The 20,274-nt window shown below is 57.1% G+C and carries 20 protein-coding genes; 3 read left to right on the top strand and 17 right to left on the bottom strand.

Annotated features, from left to right (window positions below; genetic code table 11):
* Positions 1–37 precede the first annotated feature (37 nt).
* From ACP7B1_RS13005 to ACP7B1_RS12970, 8 genes are all read right to left on the bottom strand, one after another.
* Positions 38–1,198: an ABC transporter substrate-binding protein gene (locus ACP7B1_RS13005; protein WP_346308254.1), complete on the bottom strand. Its 1,161-nt coding sequence runs from the start codon at positions 1,196–1,198 to the stop codon at positions 38–40.
* A gap of 119 nt (positions 1,199–1,317) precedes the next feature.
* On the bottom strand, positions 1,318–2,226 hold the full coding sequence (locus ACP7B1_RS13000) for a LysR family transcriptional regulator (protein WP_346308253.1): 909 nt from the start codon (positions 2,224–2,226) through the stop codon (positions 1,318–1,320).
* Positions 2,227–2,307: 81 nt separating this feature from the next.
* Positions 2,308–3,390, bottom strand: coding sequence for a sn-glycerol-3-phosphate ABC transporter ATP-binding protein UgpC (locus ACP7B1_RS12995; protein WP_346308252.1), 1,083 nt, complete (start codon positions 3,388–3,390; stop codon positions 2,308–2,310).
* Positions 3,374–4,486 carry a Gfo/Idh/MocA family oxidoreductase gene (locus ACP7B1_RS12990; protein WP_346308251.1) on the bottom strand — a complete coding sequence of 371 codons (1,113 nt, stop codon included), beginning with the start codon at positions 4,484–4,486 and terminating at the stop codon, positions 3,374–3,376. The genes ACP7B1_RS12995 and ACP7B1_RS12990 overlap by 17 nt, the downstream gene beginning before the upstream one ends.
* Positions 4,483–5,502: a Gfo/Idh/MocA family oxidoreductase gene (locus ACP7B1_RS12985; RefSeq protein WP_346308250.1), complete on the bottom strand. Its 1,020-nt coding sequence runs from the start codon at positions 5,500–5,502 to the stop codon at positions 4,483–4,485. The genes ACP7B1_RS12990 and ACP7B1_RS12985 overlap by 4 nt, the downstream gene beginning before the upstream one ends.
* A 3-nt stretch (positions 5,503–5,505) precedes the next feature.
* Positions 5,506–6,279 (bottom strand): carbohydrate ABC transporter permease, encoded by a 774-nt coding sequence (locus ACP7B1_RS12980; RefSeq protein WP_403183652.1) that lies wholly within the window; start codon positions 6,277–6,279, stop codon positions 5,506–5,508.
* A gap of 103 nt (positions 6,280–6,382) precedes the next feature.
* Positions 6,383–7,327, bottom strand: a complete 945-nt coding sequence (locus ACP7B1_RS12975; protein ID WP_346308248.1) for a sugar ABC transporter permease — start codon at positions 7,325–7,327, stop codon at positions 6,383–6,385.
* Positions 7,328–7,329: 2 nt separating this feature from the next.
* On the bottom strand, positions 7,330–8,619 hold the full coding sequence (locus tag ACP7B1_RS12970) for an ABC transporter substrate-binding protein (protein ID WP_346308247.1): 1,290 nt from the start codon (positions 8,617–8,619) through the stop codon (positions 7,330–7,332).
* A 206-nt stretch (positions 8,620–8,825) separates the two neighbouring features.
* On the opposite strand from ACP7B1_RS12970, the gene ACP7B1_RS12965 reads away from it, so the two are divergent.
* The gene (locus tag ACP7B1_RS12965; protein ID WP_346308246.1) at positions 8,826–9,749 is read left to right on the top strand and encodes a LysR family transcriptional regulator; all 924 of its coding nucleotides are present in this window, start codon (positions 8,826–8,828) and stop codon (positions 9,747–9,749) included.
* 70 nt (positions 9,750–9,819) lie between these two features.
* Here ACP7B1_RS12965 and ACP7B1_RS12960 read toward each other — a convergent pair whose 3' ends face one another.
* Genes ACP7B1_RS12960 through ACP7B1_RS12930 form a run of 7 tightly spaced genes read right to left on the bottom strand, consistent with a single transcriptional unit; the run spans position 9,820 to position 16,434 of the window.
* Complete coding sequence (locus ACP7B1_RS12960; protein WP_346308245.1) at positions 9,820–10,875, bottom strand: polyamine ABC transporter substrate-binding protein; 1,056 nt, start codon at positions 10,873–10,875, stop codon at positions 9,820–9,822.
* Positions 10,859–12,025 (bottom strand): FAD-dependent oxidoreductase, encoded by a 1,167-nt coding sequence (locus ACP7B1_RS12955; RefSeq protein ID WP_346308244.1) that lies wholly within the window; start codon positions 12,023–12,025, stop codon positions 10,859–10,861. Before ACP7B1_RS12955 ends, ACP7B1_RS12960 begins: the two co-directional genes overlap by 17 nt.
* Complete coding sequence (locus tag ACP7B1_RS12950) at positions 12,022–13,392, bottom strand: FAD/NAD(P)-binding oxidoreductase (RefSeq protein ID WP_346308243.1); 1,371 nt, start codon at positions 13,390–13,392, stop codon at positions 12,022–12,024. The genes ACP7B1_RS12955 and ACP7B1_RS12950 overlap by 4 nt, the downstream gene beginning before the upstream one ends.
* Positions 13,385–13,693, bottom strand: coding sequence for a (2Fe-2S)-binding protein (locus tag ACP7B1_RS12945; RefSeq protein ID WP_346308242.1), 309 nt, complete (start codon positions 13,691–13,693; stop codon positions 13,385–13,387). The genes ACP7B1_RS12950 and ACP7B1_RS12945 overlap by 8 nt, the downstream gene beginning before the upstream one ends.
* Positions 13,693–14,487 carry an ABC transporter permease gene (locus ACP7B1_RS12940; RefSeq protein ID WP_426136955.1) on the bottom strand — a complete coding sequence of 265 codons (795 nt, stop codon included), beginning with the start codon at positions 14,485–14,487 and terminating at the stop codon, positions 13,693–13,695. Before ACP7B1_RS12940 ends, ACP7B1_RS12945 begins: the two co-directional genes overlap by 1 nt.
* A 4-nt stretch (positions 14,488–14,491) precedes the next feature.
* On the bottom strand, positions 14,492–15,364 hold the full coding sequence (locus ACP7B1_RS12935; RefSeq protein ID WP_346308240.1) for an ABC transporter permease: 873 nt from the start codon (positions 15,362–15,364) through the stop codon (positions 14,492–14,494).
* Positions 15,361–16,434 carry an ABC transporter ATP-binding protein gene (locus tag ACP7B1_RS12930; protein WP_426136954.1) on the bottom strand — a complete coding sequence of 358 codons (1,074 nt, stop codon included), beginning with the start codon at positions 16,432–16,434 and terminating at the stop codon, positions 15,361–15,363. The genes ACP7B1_RS12935 and ACP7B1_RS12930 overlap by 4 nt, the downstream gene beginning before the upstream one ends.
* A 173-nt stretch (positions 16,435–16,607) precedes the next feature.
* Here ACP7B1_RS12930 and ACP7B1_RS12925 point away from each other — a divergent pair, with 173 nt between their 5' ends.
* Both ACP7B1_RS12925 and ACP7B1_RS12920 read left to right on the top strand, forming a co-directional pair.
* On the top strand, positions 16,608–17,417 hold the full coding sequence (locus tag ACP7B1_RS12925; protein ID WP_346308272.1) for an IclR family transcriptional regulator: 810 nt from the start codon (positions 16,608–16,610) through the stop codon (positions 17,415–17,417).
* A gap of 468 nt (positions 17,418–17,885) precedes the next feature.
* On the top strand, positions 17,886–18,968 hold the full coding sequence (locus ACP7B1_RS12920; protein ID WP_426136953.1) for an acyltransferase family protein: 1,083 nt from the start codon (positions 17,886–17,888) through the stop codon (positions 18,966–18,968).
* Between the two features lie 75 nt (positions 18,969–19,043).
* On the opposite strand, the gene ACP7B1_RS12915 is transcribed toward ACP7B1_RS12920, so the two are convergent.
* Together ACP7B1_RS12915 and ACP7B1_RS12910 are read right to left on the bottom strand one after the other, a co-directional pair.
* Positions 19,044–19,664, bottom strand: a complete 621-nt coding sequence (locus ACP7B1_RS12915) for a 4'-phosphopantetheinyl transferase superfamily protein (protein WP_346308237.1) — start codon at positions 19,662–19,664, stop codon at positions 19,044–19,046.
* A gap of 56 nt (positions 19,665–19,720) precedes the next feature.
* Positions 19,721–20,203 (bottom strand): GNAT family N-acetyltransferase, encoded by a 483-nt coding sequence (locus tag ACP7B1_RS12910; protein ID WP_346308236.1) that lies wholly within the window; start codon positions 20,201–20,203, stop codon positions 19,721–19,723.
* Positions 20,204–20,274: the final 71 nt, after the last annotated feature.

The raw sequence follows: 20,274 nt of genomic DNA, 5'->3' as shown, positions 1-20,274 counted from the left end.
CCGGGGCGAACCACACACCGCAGCGTGATACCGGGGATCAGCGGCCGCCAATGACACCGATATAATCGGACACCCAGCGGTGATACGGCACGCATTCACTCTGGCTTTCGCACTTGGCAACCGGCGTCCTCCAGAATTTGATCTTGTCAAAATCATTGTAGCCGTTGGTGGCGCAGCCTTCGTCCGTGAGGAGTTCATTGCCTTTGCAGGCTGCACCGACGGATGGGTTGGCGCCGAACCACGCGGAAACATCGCCCTGCACCTTTGTGGAAAGGCTGTGTTCCATCCACATATAGGCGCAGTTCGGATGGGTGCTTTCCGCATGCAGCATGGTCGTATCAGCCCAACCGGTTGTGCCTTCTTCCGGGAAATTCGAAGCAACCGGTTGCTTTTCCGACTTCAGCAAATTGACCTGAAATGGCCACGAACCGGAAGCGACAACGCCTTCATTCTTGAAGTCATCGACCTGGATCATCGCATCGTGCCAGTAACGTCCGGCAAGCTTGCGCTGCCCGCGCAACAGCTCGAGCGCTGCCTTGTATTGGTCTTCGTTCAACTCATAGGGGCTTTTGATGCCAAGTTCCGGCTTATGGAACATCAGGTAGTTGGCGGCGTCCGCTATATGGATCGGACCGTCATAGGCTTGTACGCGACCCTTGTTGGACTTGCCGTCCGGCAGGGTCATTTCCTCAAAGACAACGTTCCAGCTCTTTGGCGGTTTACCTTTGAAGACCTCGGTATTGTACATCAGGACGTTCGGACCCCAGACATAGGGCACACCATAATGCACGCCCTTGACCGTGTACCAAGGAGCATCCTGCAGGCGTTTGTCGATTGTCTTCCAGCTCGGGATAAGATCAGTGTTGATGGGTTGGACGCGTTTGCCGGCCACGAGGCGCAGCGAGGCGTCACCGGAGGCGGTTACGAGATCGAAGCCGCCTTCGTTCATCAGCGCCACCATCTCGTCCGATGTGGCGGCTGTCTTGACGCTGACCTTGCAGCCGGTTTCCTTCTCGAAGCCGGTAACCCAGTCATAGGCCTTGTCGGTGTCGCCGCGCTCGATATAGCCGGCCCAGGCAACGATGGAGAGTTCGCCTTCGCCCTTGCCCAATTGCTTCAAGGCCTCCTGAGCCATGACCTGCGTGCAGAAGGCAAGCGAAAGGGTCAATGCTGTGCAGGATTTCAGAAACTGCTTCATCTCGAGTCTCCCGATTGTGGTGCCGCCTTTGCGGCGTGTGTTCCCGGGAGAAAAAGTGCCTCTCTTTTGCCGCTTTCGCAAATTCATTAATCAGAAGGGCGCTATCGGTTTTTCCGATATCATCGCGTACGGCCGCTGCGCAGCGCTTCGGCGATGCCGACAAAGTCGCGCGCCGCCTGCGGCAGGCTGGATCCCTTGCGCCAGACCATGCCCACCTGTACCACCGGGAGCGCGCCGGAAACGTCACGGCTTTCGATGCGGTCGCCTTCCAGCGACCAGGGGCGGTAGACCAGATCTGGCAATAGCGCGATGCCGGCGCCAGTTGCCACGAGGCTGCGGACCGCTTCGACGGACCGGGTACGGAAAGCGACGTGCGGGCGGGCGCCCAGTGCTGTCAGCAGCTTGCCGGTGTTCTCCTCGATTTCGTCGACCGTCAGCATGATCAGCGGTTCCTTGGCGATATCATTGATGGAAATGATATCGGCGCTGACCAGGGGATGGCCGAGCGGCAGCCAGAGCCGGTAGGGCGAGGTCTCGATGATTTCCGCCTGCAGGGCCATGCGGTCGCGCAGGTTGGAAATGACCATGACGGCGACGTCGAGCTCGCCGCCGATCAGCAGGTGCTCGAGATAAGAGCCATTGTCCTCGATGGCGCTGACCTCCACTCCCGGGCACGCACGGCGATAGCGGGCGAGCAGATCGGACAGGACATAACCGGCGACGAGCGAGGTGACACCCAATTGCAGCTTACCGGCATCGGTCGGCCTGTCCTCGGAGAAGGAGCGGCGCGCATCGGAAACATCGGCCAGTATCTTGGTGGCGTGGCGCAGGAACTGATGGCCGTTATAGGTGATGTGCAAGCCGCGCGGGTGGCGCTCGAACAGCTCGACGTCCAGATCGGTTTCCAGCTCCTTGATGGCTTCGGTGATGGATGACTGCGAAATCGACAGGTTCTGTGCGGCACGGGTGATCGAGCCCTGTTCCGCGACGGCGACGAAATATTGCAATTGCCGGAGTGTGAATGCCATGTACGGATTAATACCGGCAAAGCGGAGCATGGCAAGCGGTCTGACGCCGGACGGCCATCCGCGCCAGACCGTCCGTTTCCATCAAACGAGCTTTATGATCTGCGGCAGTCGGGCGCCCGCCACCACATTGCCATCGGCCGCAAAAAGATGGGCTTTGGCCGGATCGAAAAAGGCCTCCAGCGTTTCTCCAACGGCGACCTGTCCATCGAGAACAACCGTAATGGTTTGTCCGTTCGCCGCGGTTGCGTAGACCACGGTTTGACCGCCCAGGCTCTCAACCAGCACAACTTTCAACGGACCGAGGGAGGCACCGGTATTGGGGTCGATGGTGATATGTTCAGGACGGATACCCAGCGTCATCGGGATGCCCGCCCGCCCGCCCGCTGCTGATCCAGTTGCGTCAGCATCGACCTTGATCTCTGCGGCGGAGATCTGCAGGAAATTCATTTTCGGCGAGCCGATAAAGCCGGCGACAAACAGGTTGCGCGGATGATTGTACAGATCAAGGGGCGCACCGACCTGTTCGATCCTGCCATCGCGCAAGACAACGATCTTGTCCGCCATGGTCATCGCCTCGACCTGGTCATGCGTGACGTAGATCGTCGTGTTACCCAGTCGCTGCTGGAGTTTGGCGATCTCCACGCGCATCTGAACCCGCAGTTCCGCGTCCAGGTTTGAAAGAGGTTCGTCGAACAGAAAGATTTTCGGTTCGCGCACAATGGCGCGGCCAATGGCAACACGCTGACGCTGCCCGCCGGAGAGCTGCTTCGGCTTGCGGTTCAACAGGGGTTCAATTTGCAGAATCTCGGCGGCCCGCTGAACCCGTTTTGCTATTTCAGCCCGCGGCAGCCGCGCGGTTTCGAGACCAAAAGCAAGGTTCTTGTAGACGCTCATATGGGGGTAAAGCGCGTATGACTGAAAAACCATCGCAATTCCCCGCTCTGACGGCGTGACAGTATTCATGCGCTCGCCGTCAATCAGCAGATCCCCGTCGCTGATGGCTTCAAGACCTGCGATCATCCGCAGCAATGTCGACTTGCCGCAACCGGACGGACCGACGAAGACGGTGAATTCGCCGGGATCGATCGTCAGGTTGACGCCGTGGATGACCTGAAGATTACCGTAGCTCTTTACAACATTCTGAAGCTCAACTGCGGTTGCCATGCGGGACCTCATCAGTCTGACGGAATGCGGCGGGAACCCAGCTTTCATAGTTCGGGTGGTCGTTCGGAATGGGCAGCTCCACGTCCTGGTGCGTCAGTGATGAATAGTAGAATGCGGTGACCAGTTCGAGTGCCCTGCGTGAATCGGCGCTTGTCACCGGAAGCACGCTATCATTCTCAAGCGCATCGAAGAACCGCGCCATTTGTGTCTCGAAGCGCGATGGAACATGCTTCCAGTCTTTGAGGAGGGCGTCGATCTTGTCCTTCGTTGCCTGATCCCGTGGCAGGATAACCCAGGGCTTTGCGCCGGGGTTGTAGGCCTCGTGGTCGCTTTCAAACGTCACGTGCTCGAAGGTGAGACGGATACGGGTGATTTCATCGGCCGAGCCCAGGGTGGCGGTGAAACTGGCAAGCGCGCCGTTGGTCAGTTCGATCGAGGCGGTGACGCAATCCTCCACCTCGATCTTGTTGACCCTGGTGGCGACCCGGCCAAACAGACGTTTGATATCCCCCATGAGATAATTGAACAGATCATGCTGGTGAATGGCGTGCGTCATTAATACGCCGCCGAGTTCCGTTGCCCATTTGCCGCGCCATGGCACCTCGTAGTAGTCCGGTCCGCGCGTCCAGAATGTTTCGACCGAACCGATAAACGGCTTTCCGGCGATGCCGGCGTCGATAATGGCCTTTGCCTGCTCGATCCCATCACCAAAGCGGTACTGGAACACCGGCATCAGGCGGCCCTTGGACAATTTCTCCTGGGCGATAACCTGATCCACCTCGGACAGCGACCCGACGAGTGGCTTCTCGCAGATGACGTGTTTTCCTGCCTTCAGCGCCTTCATGACCATCGGGAAATGCAGTTTCGGCGGCGTGCAGATATCGATGATATCCAGATCGTCCATGGCCAGCAGTTCGTCGAAATCAGTGATCCGGCGTTCGACGGCGAATTCATCTGCAAGCGCATGCATTTTTTCCTCGTTTATATCGCAGATGGCGAGAAGCCTGAATTTGTCGGCATTGGGGACATAGCCCTCGACAATATGGCTTCTGCCGATACCGCATCCGACGACGGCGACTGTTCTGAGACGTGTCATTGTTTCCACTCCGTACCGCGCTCGGCCAGTTGCTGAGCGGTCAAGGCAAGTTTCATAGCGTTGAAGCAGCGTTCCTGTGGCATGGCCGTTTCGGTCCGGTTGCGCACGTCTTCAAGGAATTGCCGCCCAAAAGGCAGGTCGACGGCCATACAGTCCAGGTGCTGGACACCATCCGCATTGACCAGGAAGAGGTGGTCTGTTCCAGGACGTCCGTTGATGTCGATATATTTGCGAAGCTCGATATATCCTTCTGTGCCGAGGATGGTCAGGCGACCGTCGCCCCAGGTGGGAAGTCCCTGCGGCGTGAACCAGTCAACGCGGACATAGCCGGATGTGCGTTCTGTCTTCATGTGGACATCGCCGATGTCCTGCAGGCCGGGCCGACCGGCATTGGCCCGGTTGGCAACGGTGGCCGAAATGATTTCCCCGTCGATCGCATTGGAAAAGAACAGAAACTGTTCAAACTGATGGCTGGCGATATCGCAGAGGATTCCACCGTATTGCGCTCTGTCAAAGAACCAGTCAGGCCGGTGGTTGTTGCGGATGGCGTGGGGCCCGAGACCGACGGTGTTGATAACCTCGCCAATCGCTCCTTGAGCGACAAGGCTGCCCGCCTTGACCGTGGCCGGCACCTCAAAATGCTCGGAATACAGGACACTGTATATTCGCCCGGTGGCCTTCTGGACAGCGCGAATGTCCGACAGCTGTTCAAAGCTTGTCATTCCCGGCTTGTCCGAGAGAACGTCCTTGCCGTGCTGCATGGCGGCAATCGATATCGCGGCGCGCTCGGCGGGAATTGCGGCTGTCGTTATGATCTGGATGGATGGATCGTCGAAAATCGCGCGCGGGTCGGCAACGCGTATGGCTTCCGGAAATTTGCTGGAAAATGCGGCGGCAAGATCATCTTCCCGTGCATGGAAGGAGACGAGCCGTGCGCCTGCTCGTTTCAGGCACTCGACCTGGCCATAGATATGGCTGTGATTGATGCCAATGGCTGCAAAATTCAGATGGGACATGGCTTATCGTTTCATTCCTGTGGTTGCTATGCCTTCGATCAGAAGGCGCTGGAAGAAGAGGAAAAAGGCGAAGATCGGCACAAGGGACAGAACCGACATCGCAAAGAGGCTGCCGTAGTCGGAAATGCCGGTTGAGTCCGTGAAGGTGCGAAGCCCCAGCATCACGGTGTATTGCCGCATATCGCTGAGATAGATCAGGGGGCCGACGAAGTCGTCCCAGGTCCAGATGAAGGTGAAGATTGCCGCGGTTGCCAGCACCGGCGTTGAAAGCGGCAGGATAATCTTCCAGTAAATCCGCCAGGGCGAACAGCCATCCATCATGGCCGCCTCGTCCAACTCCTTCGGCAGCCCGCGGAAGAACTGCACCATCAGGAAGATGAAGAATGCGTCGGCCGCGAGAAACTTCGGGACAACCAGCGGCAGGATGGTATTCACCCAGTCGAGGTGCCGGAACAGCACATATTGCGGGATGAGCGTGACCTGATAGGGCAGCATCATCGTCATCAGCATGAGGGCGAACCAGAAGCTGCGCCCCCGGAATTCCAACCGGGCAAAGGCATAAGCCGCCATGGAGCAACTGAGCACGTTGCCTACCACTGACAAGAGCGCAATAACGAGCGAGTTCTTGAAGAAGGTCTCGAAACCGACCTTCAGTCCGTTCCATCCGCGGACATAGGCATCAAAATGACAGGATGACGGCCAGATGCTGACCGATGTGAAGATCTCCTGTTCCGGACGGCACGAGGCCGACAGCATCCACAACAACGGATAGAGCATCACCACGCAGGCGATGATCAGGACGATATGCGTTGCGCCCAATGTCAGATATTTTCGCGCGTTCTGCGACGCTTCTGCCGATACAGCCGGTTGCTTTGCGGTGTCAGTCATAGTGCACCCAATACTTCGCTGTGAGGAAGGCAAAGGCGGTGAAGATCGCCACGAGCGCAAGAAGAACCCAGGCAAGCGCCGAGGCATAACCCATGCGGAAGAAGCCGAACGCCTCCTGATAGAGGTAAAGCGTATAGAACAGGGTCGAGTTGATCGGATTGCCGGTGCCGCCGGAGATAATGAAGGCCGGCGTAAAATTCTTGAATGCTTCTATGGTCTGAATGATCGCGTTGAAGAAAACCACCGGGGACAGCAGGGGCAGGGTGATCTTGATGAACTGCCGCCAGCGTCCGGCACCATCAAGGCTGGCAGCCTCGTACACATCTGCAGGAATTTGCCGCAGGCCGGCGAGAAAAATGATCATCGGTGAGCCAAACTGCCAAACCGACAGGATGATGAGCGTCCAGAGCGAATAGGAGGGATTGGATATCCAGCTTGGCCCGGCGATTCCGAAGAGCGCCAGAAACTTGTTGACCAGCCCGTTCCCCGCAAAGATCTGCCGCCACAGTATGGCGATTGCCACGCTGGCTCCCAAAAGCGACGGCAGGTAGAACAGGGCGCGGTAGATCGGCAAGCCTTTCATGCCGCGGTTGAGCAGCAGGGCGACGGTCAAAGCCGCGATCAGTTTCAAGGGCACGGACAGGACAACGAAGAACAGCGTGACACGCATGGACGTCATGAACTTCGGATCGGTCGTGAACATACGGATGTAATTGCTGGCGCCGACCCATTTGGGATCGGTCAACAGGTCGAAGTTTGTGAATGACAGATAGAAGGACCAGATCATCGGCCCGACCGACAGGCCGAAGAAACCGATGAACCAGGGAGCCAGGAACAGATAACCGTAGCGCTCCCTGGAGCCTAAACCGCGTGAAAACTCTCCTGTCGCTGCCCGCCGGTTTGTGCGGGCAGCTGGATTAGAGGCGGTGATATCCATGATCAGCCCCTGCTCAGCAGATCATTGGCAAGCGCAACAAATTCAGGTCCGGCATTTTCTGGTGTTTTGGTCCCGAATGCGACTTCCTGGCTGAGGGTTCTGAGGACAGAGAGTTCGATCTCCCCCGCAGCTTTGGGTGGCGACGGAGGAATTGGTCCGAGCAGGTCACCGAGATTGGTCACGAAGTCGAGCGCCATACGGCTGTTTTCGTTGAGGGTTGCTGCAATGGCTTCGCGTGCGGCAGCCGAACAGGGGATACCGCGCTCTGTACCGAGCAGCTTGGCGGCATCGGGGTCGCTGACGAAAAAGCTGATGAACTTGGCCGCTGCCGCCTTTTGCTTGGATGAACCGGCGACGGAGAACAGCATGGCGGGCTTCCGGTAGTGGCCGCCGCCCGTGGTTGCCGCGACGCGCGGATAACCGCACAGTGCGAGCTTGTCTTTGACGAGTGCCTGCAGGGCGACAAGCTGGTTGGAATTTGCAGGAAACATCGCAGCCTTGCCGGTCACAAGCATCGAGGTCTCGAGCGAGCCCGTGTCGAGCGCCTGGTCTTCTGCGGTCACGCAGATTCCGGCCTCGCGCAGTTCGGTCCACAGTTTGAACCATTGAACGATATCGTCGGCATCAAATGCAAGTTTACCGTCTGCCGTGTAGAGCGCTTTGCCACGCTGCCGCAGCCAATTCTCGAGAACTGGTTCCAGTCCGGATGTATCCGCAATCGCCCTGATACCGCCGCGTATATTGGCTTTCTTGAACGCCGCACCAATGTCGCGGAGACTGTCATAGGTGAGGGCGTTTGTCGGGACTGCAATGCCTGCTTCCTTGAAAGCATCCGTATTGATCATTGTGGCGCATGAATTGGCACCCAGACTGATGCCATACAATTTTCCACCGACCGAGCCGCCCGCAAGCTGATCCTTGTCGAATTGACCGAGATTGAGTGCGTTGCCGATGAACTCGTCGAGCGGCGCAATTGCTTGACGCGCGGCGTACTCGACGATGTAGCGGTAATCCATCTGCAGCACATCCGGCGCGTTGCCGCCAGCGGTTTGCGTGGCCAATTTTGGCCAGTAGTCGTTCCATGACAGGAACTCGCTTTGAATGCTGCCGCCCTCTCTTTTTCCGTAAAGGTCGGCGGCTGCGTTGGTGACTTGGGCTCGCGTCTGACTTCCCCAGAAAATGAGACGCAGATTGCTGCCTTCTGCAAAGGCCATCCGGCTACCCATGGCTCCCAATGCCAGCCATGCGCTTGTCGCCTTGAGAAAATGACGCCTGTCGATTTGTCCGTTCATAGTGCCTCCCACTGAAACGAGCCGGCATCGGTCTCCTCACCGGATGACGGCATGCAACAGTAACAGTTCACCAGACTATGGAAAAATACGAAATGAGCATCGTATTATAGATAAAATCTATATCGTGAAGTAGAGTCATCGCCGTGTTGACGCCGGAAGCAAACGAACCAGCAGCCATCTGCCAGTCTTTGTAGGGAGCAAATGTCATGGACAAGGTACTCCAGCAGTTTCTTGCTATTGCGGAAGCCGGCACCATCAGCGGGGCGGCAACCACATTGTTCGTGACCCAGCCCACGCTGACGTTCAACATGAAAAAGCTGGAAGATAGCCTTGGCGTGCCACTGTTTGTACGCACATCACGCGGCATTACCCTCACCAGCTACGGCGAGACGTTGTACGAGAACACCCGCGTAATGCGCCGCCTCTACGACAATACGATCGCATCCATCGAGGAGCAGCGCGCACGCCGCGAACAGGGTCTGAATATCGGCACCGGCTATTCCTGGTGGTCACTTTTTCTCAAGGACCTCATCCTCGATTATCGCCAGAAAAATCCAAATGCGCCGATTTACGTGAGCATCGGCAATCAATTGCGCTGCATGGATCAACTGCTCTCCGGCGATACCTCACTCTTCATCGGCCATGAGGTGAAGGGTATGGCGCGGGATACGGGGACGACCTTCATCCCGCTGACACAGGTGCACAATGGCTATTTTGTCCGGGCGGGTCATCCTTTGCTCGGCAAACCGCGGAAACTGGCCGAATTGGAGGAATATCCGGCTGTGGTGAGCAACTCTCCGGAAACAAGGCACCTGAGGCTTTTTGGCTACAATGTCAGGGAACGGGCGGACGTCGCTTCCAATGCCTACAAGTTTGCGTTTGCCTCCAACTCACTGGCGGCTTGCCTTGATTACATCAAGGAGACTGACGCCGTCTTCTGTCACTCGGCAGTGATGTCACACACGTTCAGGCAACGGGACGTCTATCCCGTCATTATCGAAGACGAGAATGTGCTTGAGCGGTTCAATGTGGGAATTTACGTCCTTCACGAGCGGATGGAGGACATGTTTGTCAGCCGGTTGATCGACGATATAAAAGTTGCAGCCGCTCGGGTGGTGCCGGCGGGTTGACGGTACGGCGCTTTCGTCCATCAAAGCGGTGAGCGCAGCCTTGATCGATGCTGCGCTCCACCACCATGGATTACCGCTCGATCTTGCGGTTCCAGCGGTTATTCCATTCGGGCCGGTTCTTGTTGATTGCGTCCCAATCCACAACCCTAGCATTGCTCATATAGGTCTGAAAGGCAGTCAGCTTTTCTTCGCCTCCAGCCGTTCCTGCATGGGTTTTGACGTTTGAAGGGACGATGTTTCCCTTGTCCAGCGCCTTGGCTTGCGCCTCGGCGGAGAGAAGATATTGGGCCAGTTTCTGGCTGAGTTCCGGCTCGCTGTTGTTTGCGATCACACATTCAGAGACCGTCAGCACAACTGATCCCTCCTTTGGCTGGGCATATTCAACCGGAATACCCTTCTCCTTCAGATTGTTGACGGCAGTCGGCGTGAGCGGAAAGATCGCAGCATCGCCGGTTTGGACCATTTCCGAAATTTTTGCCGAGCTGGAGATGTATTCCAGGACATTCTTGCCAATTGTATCAGCGAATTTTTCGAATCCCGGTTCGACATTGTTCTCATCGCCGCCCTGGATGCGGTTGAACATCAGAAACGCGTGGAGACCAAACGTCGAGACGGAAGCCGACTGGAAGACCACCTTGCCCTTGAATTTGGGATCGGCAAGATCCATCCACGATGTGGGTGCACTCCAACCGTTCTGGTCGAACATCTGCTTGTTGTAGGCAAGACCCGTCATGCCCATATCGATGCCGACGGCCATGTCGTCTTTCATGCGTGCCCCGGGCGTGATGTCATCTAGAACCGGCGAAGGCTGCAGTTTCTGGCAAAGCCCGGTACCGATTGCCCGAACCATGACGCCGTCGTCCAGAAACATGACATGCATCTGCGGGTTATCTTTCGCCGCCGTCGCCTTGGCGAGAATATCGGCGGATGTTCCGGGCACGACGACGATCTTGACGTCATTGGCCTTTTCGAATTCAGGAAAGACGTCCTGGGAGAATGCGCGTTCGTAGTTTCCACCATTCATTCCGACGTAGAGCGTTTTCGTTTCAGCCTGAGCCTGCGAGGCGGCTAATCCTGCGACTGTCAGAGCGATCGTGGATACCAGGCAATTATTCAACTGTTTCATTGTGAGTTCCCTTTTTCTCGTTGTGTTGTGAAGACATGTTTCTGAAGCGTTCGATCGAAAAGGCGTCGATCGGCGTTGCAGTTTCGCCAGATGTGACGAGATCACACAGGACGGTGCCAACCGCCGGTGCCACCTGAAAACCGGCGCCGCAAAAACCGAATGCATGGAAAAGGCCCGGTGTCGTGCCGCTTGGGCCGATAACAGGATTGTTGTCGGGAAGTTGGCCTTCTGTACCCGACCAGAACCGGATCACGTGCGCGCCGGCAAGATGCGGGAAAAGCGTGGTGGCCCGTTTCATGACGGATTGCGCAGCCGTGGTGGATGGACGGGAAAAATCAGGATCGGCAAGGGCATAACCACGCCCGCCGCCCATGATATAGTTTCCGCGTGTCACCTGCCGGCAGTAGAAGCCGCCGCCTTCCTCGCCTAGGCTGACCGGCAGCCTCGGTGCAAGCGGCTCGGTCACGACCATTGAAGGATATATGCGGGAGAGCGGCACGGGCTCGGCAAAGTCGGCGGCAATTTTGTTGGCCCATGCCCCGGCACTGTTGATGAGGAAGCGGCAGGTTATTTCACAGTCTGCACCCGCCTGAAGGGCAAACCCGTCATTTGCGCACACAGCCGCTTGGACAGTGGTCTGTTCAAGGACAATCGCCCCGGCATCCCGTGCTGCCTTGGCAAAGGCTGGCGATACCAGCCGAGGATTGGCCTGTCCGTCGTCCGGACACAGCGAAGCGCCGGCGATGTTTCCGGACAGCCATGGAAAACGGGCTTTTGCCATCGCGCCGGTGTACAGTTCGAGATCAAGACCAAAGGATTTTACTGTTTCCGCGTAGTGTTCGAGCTTTGCGAAGTCCTCCGGCGTGCGTGCGAGTTTCAGATGCCCGCTGCGCTGGTATTCTCCGTCGATCCCGATCAACTCCTTCAATCTCGGCCAGATCTGGTGGGCGCGTTGTGAGAGCGGGAGTTGAGCTACGGAGCGGCCTTGACGCCGCACGCCGCCATAGTTGACGCCGCTTGCCTGCGCCCCGCAAAAGCCCATGTCGATGAGGATGACCGACAATCCAGCCAAGCGCAGCGCAAGGGCGGCGGAACTGCCGACCAGGCCGCCGCCAATGATCGCAACATCTGCAGAGAGACGCCGGGTCATGCCCCGCCCTCATGCAAAGACAGCGGCAGTGGCTTGACCGGCGCTTGCGCCCGCAAGCGGCCGATTTCCGTTAGAGTAAGCTTTTGCGTGGATGAAAGAACTTCAGCCAAAGCCGCGCTGCACATGCGGCCCTGACAGCGGCCCATACCCGCGCGGCTCAGCGCTTTCAGCCGGTTGAGCTCACGAAGATCATTCCCATGCAGCGTGTCGACAATGGAGGAAACGGTGATTTCCTCACAACGGCAGAGTGTTGTCTCGCCCGGAACCTGTTCAAACCAGTTTTCCGGGAACGGGAATGCTTTTTCGAGAGCATCCCTCAGTTTGGCTTTCCGCCGGCGTGCTTCCGCAAGCACAGACATTCGCACGGGATCAGCCGCCGCTCCGGAATCCTGGATCAGGGCGAGGGCGGCGAGTTTGCCTGAAATCTCCGCGGCATCGGCACCGGCAATGCCACTGCCATCACCGGCGAGGTAAACGCCCCTGCGGTTCGTGCGGCCGGTCTCATCCGTTACTGGCAACCACGTACGATCCCTGTCATCAAAGCGGAATGAACAGCCCGCAAGGTCTGCCAATTGTGTTTCGGGACGAAGCGCGAAACCGTACGCAACTGCGTCACACGCTATGGAATGTGTCTTTGCTCCGGATTTAAAACTCAGCCCCTCGACATGTTGAGAGCCGTCCACACCCGTTGGGCGAACATTGTAGCGAAGCTTTACGCCGCGGCGAACGAGCCTTGCCGCATAGGACATGCCGATGAGCACGAGACGTGGATCGAACCGGAATGCGGAGAGAAGATTGAGCTTGGCAGTGAACGGAGCTGTGTCGAGTACAGCGGCCACGTTGGCGCCGGCCTTCAGATATTGCCAGGCGACAAGGTAGAGAAGCGGGCCCGATCCGAGAAAGACGACCTTCTGGCCGATGGTGCAGCCCTGTGCTTTCAGTGCGGTCTGGGCTGCGCCCAATGTGTAGACGCCCGGCAAAGTCCAGCCGGGAAAAGGCAGCACACGGTCGGTGGCGCCAGTCGAAAGGATCAGATTTTGAAAGCTGATCTGCTGATGATCTCCCTTGGCCATGAGGTGGAGCTGATTGTCCGCAATATTCCAGACCAATGTCTGCGGACGGTAATCGATGAACGGGAGCAGAGCATCGAATTCACGGTGCAGTCTCGTGGCCTTGGCCGCTTCCGAGCCATAGAGATCTGTTGCACTGCGGCCGTCATCGAGGGGCGGACGGCGATAGATCTGACCACCGGCACGCAAACCTTCGTCGATCACGATCGGCCGCAACCCTGCGGCGACAAGCGTTTTTGCGGCGCAGATTCCTGCGGGCCCAGCTCCGACAATCACGGTGGGTGACGTATCATTCATTGCCGGATTCTCTTGTTATGAATGCCATCTGCGCCTCGAGAGGCGTGGTGCACGCCCGCACCCGCGTTCCGCAGGCAAGGGTCACGAAGCAATCCTGACACGCTCCGATAAGACAGAACCCTGCACGCGGTTCATTGGTGAACTCGCTCTGGCGCAGGCGATCTGTTACGGACATGATCGCCACGAGAACCGTGTCGCCGCGCCGTCCGGAATATGCAATGCCATCGATCGTGAATGGGATGGGCGCTTCATCGCGTCGGAAGTGGCGCTGAAACTGCGACCGGGAATGATGTGCCGCCATCAGCCTTTTCCAACCAGCAGTTGATCAAGCCCGAACAACCTGTCGAGTATGATCATGGTGACGCCCGTCAAAGCGATCATCAGGGTCGAGACGGCGGCCATCATTGGATCGATCGACTCGCTCGCATACATGTACATGCGCACCGGCAGGGTGACGGTTGATGGTGCAGTCACGAAGATCGACATGGTCAGTTCGTCAAAGCTGTTGATGAAGGCGAGCAGCCATCCGCCGCTGATGCCGGGCAGGAGCATCGGAAAGGTAATCCGCCGGAACACGGTCCACTCACCGGCGCCAAGTGTACGCGCCGCCATTTCAGCGCTGAGGTCCATGCCGTTCAGGGCGGCCAATATCAGGCGAAGGGCATAGGGCATGATCACCATCACATGGGCAGCTACGAGCCAGCCGAAAGAACCGGTTGCGCCGATGAACGAGAAGAGCCGCAGGAAGGCCACGCCAATCACCAGATGCGGAATGATGAGGGGCGACAGAAACAGGGCATTGAGCGCGTCCCGGCCTCTGAATGAATACCGGGTGATAGCGAGCGCTGACGGTACGGCGAGTGTCGTAGAGATGGTTGCCGAGAAGAGTGCCAGGCGTGCACTGTTCCAAAATGAAGCGACGAAGTCGGGATGATGGAAGACCGCCGAAAACCACCGCAGGGACACGCCATCCCATGGCAGGGAAAGCGTGTTCTGAGGCGTGAAGGCAACGAGGCAGACCACAATCAGGGGTGCAAGCACGAAGAGGACAATCAGGCTGTGAAATGCGAGGGCAAAGAGACCGTTCTTCTGCATGGCGTTATCCGAGCCTCCGCTTTGCCTGACGCTCCACCATGCGGTTGTAAGCCAGCATGATCGCAAGATTTGCCAGCAGCACGATGATCGCAATCGCCGCTCCGAGCGGCCAGTTCAGCTCGATCAGATATTCATCGTAGACCACCGTTGCAGCCATTTTGAGCCGCCGACCGCCAAGCAGGCCCGGAATGGCAAAGGCACTGGCCGAAAGCCCGAAAACGATCAGGCTGCCAGAGAGAATGCCGAGCGTTGCCTGAGGAAAGACAACCCGCCGCAAGGCGGTAAACCGCGAAGCGCCCAGCGACAATGCTGCGGCTTCAACCGTCGGATCAAGCTTCTGCAAGGCCGTCCACACGGGAATGACCATGAACGGCAGCATGATATGCACAAGCGCGATGACGATGGCCGTTTCCGTATAAAGCAGCTGTACCGGTTCGAGACCGAGCATGGCCAGAGCGTGATTGACGAGACCATCGCGGCCAAGCAGCATGCTCCAGCCAAAGGTCCTGACAACGACAGACACCAAAAGCGGCCCGATGATGACCAGCAGGAAGATCGAGCGCCACGGCTTGCCCATGCGCGTGAGAATATAGGCCTCCGGTGTCCCCAGGAGGACCGCGATCACCGTGGTGAGCAAGGCAAGACGCAGTGTCCGCCAGAATATGGCGAGGTAATAGGGATCCTGGAGAACGGTCAGATAGTTTGCCGTTGTGTACCGGTTCTGAACGCCGCTGCTGTAGTCATAGACATTGAATGACAGAACGGCCGTCAATGCGAGGGGTAAGAGGATAAGCCCGATGAACAGCAATGTGGCCGGTGCAGCAAGAAAGAATGGTGCCGGCAGGCGCGGCGATGGTCTGGTCGCTGCGCCTGTCATGATTGCAGAATGCCTTCCTGCTCAGCGGCCAGTATCCGGCATTCTTCTATGTTCCATGCGAGGCCCGTGACCTCTCCTTCAGATGGCGGCGGAGCGCCCAGATTGGCCACCGAGACGGATATTTCGCCCGCTGGCGTCGCAACACTGAGAAGCCACTGGTTTCCAAGAAAATAACGGCTCGATATCGATCCACGCAGCATACCGCCGGCGGGATCCGTCAAGCGGATCTTTTCCGGCCTGACCGACAGGCAAAGTTCGCCGCCCGGATAGTTTCCCGTTGCCGGTATTTTCAGATCCGTGTTGTCAACGAGCAGCGATACACCAGCGGTTTCTTTCACCGCGCGGGCGGCCAGAAAATTCGACTTGCCGACGAACGAGGAAATAAAATTGTTCTTCGGGTGTTCGTACAGGCTGTAGGGATGATCGACCTGTGTGATCTTTCCACCTTCCATCACTACGACGCGATCGCTGATCGACAACGCTTCCGCCTGATCGTGGGTCACCATGATTGTGGTAATGCCGACGACGCGTTGAATGCGGCGCAATTCGAACTGCATTTCTTCGCGCAGTTTGGCGTCAAGATTTGAGAGAGGTTCATCGAGAAGCAGTACGGGCGGCTTGATCACGAGCGCCCTGGCAATTGCCACCCGCTGGCGCTGGCCACCGGACATTTCGCGCGGATAGCGATCGGCGAGGGCGGTCAGTTGAACCAGCGAAAGGATTTCCGCAACCTGTCTGTCACGCTCGGCCTTTGCAATTTTCCGCATTTCCAGTCCGAAGGCGACATTCTGCGCGACGGTCATGTGCGGAAAGAGCGCATAGCTCTGGAAGACCACGCCAAGCCCGCGTCTGGCCGGTTTCTCCCGCGTGATATCCCGGCCGTCGAGGGCAATTCTGCCGGTTGTCGGCGCCACCAGTCCGGCGATCATCTGAAGGGTTGTTGTCTTGCCGCAACCGGACGGCCCCAGCAGCGAAATGAACTCGCCTTTTTCGATTTCCAGGTCGAAATCACGAACGGCAGCAAACTCTCCGTAAAGTTTGGAAACCCGTTCGAGGTGTAAGAATCCCATACCGTAATCCCCTGAATTCAGATCCGCCATCGTGGTTGCTTTGTGGCAGTTTCACTATTAGTGACCCAAATCCGAAGGGCTCATCAAATGAAATATTGTATTTTGGAATAAAATTAATAAAAATTCTGAAATACAAAATTATTGTGCCAATTTTCAGAAAAATGGTCGTGGAAATGAAACAGCAGATCGAAACAAGCACCAGCCTGAACAAGGCGGTAAACCTCATGAGGGCGCTTTCGCAGGGGCCAGCAGAAGGCATGCGGCTAAAAGAGCTGGCCCTGACTGTCGGGTTGAATCAACCGTCGGCCCACCGCTTGCTGAAATCACTGGTTGCCGAGAGCCTGGTCGAGCAATTGCCAGGCAGTAAACTATACCGCCTGTCCCTTGAGTTCTTTTCAATGGCGGCTCAGGCACGCCGCCGCGACGGTATTCTGGAGATTGCACGGCCGTCGCTCCTTCGGCTCTCGGCAACCCTGAACGACACGGTGTTTCTTCTCGTTCGCAGCAACTTTGATGCTGTCTGCCTCGATCGCGTGGAAGGGCCGTTTCCAATACGGTCCTTTACTGGCGATATCGGCGGGAAGGTGCCCCTTGGGATCGGCCAAGGAAGTATTGCAATCCTGGCTTTTTTGCCGGAACCGGAGCGTGACGCAATCATTCAGTTCAATATGCCACGCATTCTGGATCGTTCGCAGATCGATGAAGTTGATCTGCGTATCAAGATAGAGGAAGTGCGGCGTCTGGGGGCTGCGCACATCAATTTTGACATGATAGCGGGCATGGCGGGGCTCGGCGTGCCTATCATTGACAACAGGGGCTGCGCAGTCGCCGCTCTTAGTATCGGCACACTGTCCGATCGTTTGACTGATGCGCGCCGCGCTACGATGACAGAACTTTTGAAGTCAGAAGCCACTGCGATCAGTGCGAAACTCAATCCCTTTGATCCGACACTGCGTTATCCAAGCCAGGCGCTCTCGCGTTAGGCGCGCGCGTACAGTTTCGCTAAAAGCGGACCGTTGGCAGTGAAGGCGATGAAGAGAGATGAGATGGGCTTTGGAGCAACCCACGGCATTATTTCCTCGACATGCTTGGCTTGCGCTGGAGCGGGAGACTTATCGGTCGCTGTTGCGATTTGAACTTGATCTAGTGTTTCAACGACAAGAACAAACCCGGTCGTAATAAGCTATCATGCTCAATACCGCTTGACACCGCTTGAAAAGCTCGCTGCAAATGCTCAGCGCTCCGCTGTCAAATTCGTTACAACAGGTTAAGACAATTTGACCGAACTATCGGCGCAATAGGTAACAACTGGCTGGTAGGGTGAAACAAGAATATTCAAAGACTACAACATGACGCGAAATTTCAGGGGAATACGCGGTGTTGGTTGGGGGGTCGGGTAACGGTTCGTTGCTTTAGGCTGACAATTTTCTCTAACTGCTGAATGATGAACCATGTCTCTAAACCGACTATCCCATATCGATGGCCTGCGGGCTGTCGCTGCGCTCTCTGTTTTGGTTCAACATATGTTCGGCGACATGCTGCGCAGTAGTGCTGCTAGACCAGGAGCTTTGTTCAGCTTCGCGGGCCAATCGATTGACAATATCGACCTAGGACGGTTCGGCGTCGTTTTATTCTTTCTGATCAGTGGTTTCGTTGTCCCGTTCAGCATTCGGGGCGATCGGCCTCTCAAGAGATTTGCGATATCGCGCCTGTTCCGGCTGTACCCAGCGCTGTGGGTTGCGATTGCCGCGCTGACGGTATTGTACTGGAACGATGGGAACACGCCGAGCCTTGCGACGATCACGGCGAACTTGACGATGGCACCGACCCTGTTCGGGAAAGCCTGGCTGTCCAGTATTTACTGGACATTGTTCATCGAGCTTGTGTTCTATTTCCTGGCTGCCGCATTGTTTGCAACCGGATTGCTCTTTGATTTTCGTGCGATCTTTGCGTTTGGACTTCTCCTCGTAGCGTCGACAGCTCTGCCGATTTTGGCCCGGCTTTATTTCTCTGCAAACATTCCCGTCCAATATATCGGGTTGCATCTGTCGTTCTTGTTCTGCGGTTTGCTGCTGCGTCTCGCCATCATGGAAAAGGTTAGATATGCCGGGCTTGCAGCGATCGGCCTGCTTTGTGTGCAGTTCGCTTCAATAGTGGCAATATCAGATTTTTCACTTGGGCGTGACGATGGTTTTGTCATCACCGGATTGCAACCGGTGCTGGGAGCCTATGGGCTCGCGGCGGTTGTTTTCATTGCTGCGGTCTCGAGCGCGCGACCAAACGTTGCGTTCCTCTCGTTCCTTGGTCAGATCAGCTATTCGATATACTTGTTCCATTGGATCGTCTGTACGCTTGTCTACCGGGTTTTTCCATTGAACGGGCAATGGAGCGACCTGCTTGTTATGAGTCTGTGTGTTCTTCTCACCATTTTAGTCTCTTGGGCCGTATTTGTGGTCGTGGAAAAACGGATGATCAATTTTGCAAAATGGTTGACAGCCGGCAGCAAGCCACTGCGACCCGAGATGGTGATCTGACGTGGGGATTGCGGTCAAATTCCAACGGATATCCGGTTCACTCGACTAAATCGTCCGGTCGCGTGGGTGGGCGGGTCAGGCGAACCCGACCGGAGCACTGCCGCGAACAAGGGCGAGGGCGACCACTCTTGGCGCAATGCAGTATGTGAGACTCACCCTGCGTCCCGTGCTGGTCATCGCGTGGCCTGCGTTCAAATCCACCGCGATATCGTGATAGTCCAGCATGTCATGGTCGAGCGGATACACAGCCTTGTAGACGGCCTCCTTGGCTGCGAACAGGACACGGCCAGCAAGGCTCGGCTCCACCGCGCCTGTCACATCGTCCCGGGTTGCAACGAGCGCAAAAATATCATCCGGGAGCGCTGTGGCAGGTTCGACATCGATGCCGATTGAGCCGATCTTGGCTGAAAGAGCTGCAACCGCGGCTACAGCCATTTCCTCGTCATGGGCCAGAGAACCTGTCATCCCCGTGGGCCATACCGGCTCACCGGACGACGCGCGCAGGATCGCAACGTCGTTCAAGCCATGTTCCGCCAGCAATCCATGTGCGACCCGCCGCGCTGCGCCACTGGCCCGGCGCCTGGCCGGGTGGCGTGACGATATGGAGTGTACTTCCCGCGGCAGCAGGCAGGCCTCATCGCCGTCACGGATAGTCCGGCATCCGACCCGGACGCCCTCCGGTGCAATGCCATTCATGGCTTCCTGGAGGATTAATTCTGCTGACGGAGATGCGGAGATGCGGGGTGGGTATGTCACGGATCAACTGTCTGCGTCGGCAGAACCAGATCGGCGATCATTTCTCCGTCTTCGTCCAATCCTTCTTCCACGAAGCCTGCGGCGCGATAGAGGTGCCGCGCACCTTCGTTTTCCGGTTCATAGCAGATCGAAACGTGCCGCACGTGTCCAAGGCCACTGATTTCGTCCAGCACCTTGCGCAAGGCAGCTTTGCCATAGCCTTTGCCCTGATAGGCACGATCGATCATAAAGCGGTAGATCGTCGCCCCGTCATCGTCTGCGGGCGCCTCGTACATCAGGAAACCGACGACGCGGTCCCCGGCCATCACGACGCGCGGCCGTGCATCCGCATCAAGCGCGGCCTCATCCAGAGATTCCGTATTGCTTGCAACAAAATCCAACTGCTCTGGACCAAGTTCAAGCGACGTCACCAGGGCCCTGACGGCTTCGGTGACGGGGGCGAGCTGGACCTCAACAACCTTCCCGTGGCGGTCTGTCAATATGCTATCTCCGGCACAATCTCTCCTGGGATGCATGCATCCCAGGAGCGTTTAGCAGTTCAACAATCCAC

This window comes from Phyllobacterium sp. SL163 (genome assembly GCF_049896885.1).
In the GTDB taxonomy this organism is placed as follows: domain Bacteria; phylum Pseudomonadota; class Alphaproteobacteria; order Rhizobiales; family Rhizobiaceae; genus Phyllobacterium; species Phyllobacterium calauticae.
Note: the sequence above shows the minus strand (reverse complement) of the source record. Positions and strands in the feature narration are given on the sequence as shown.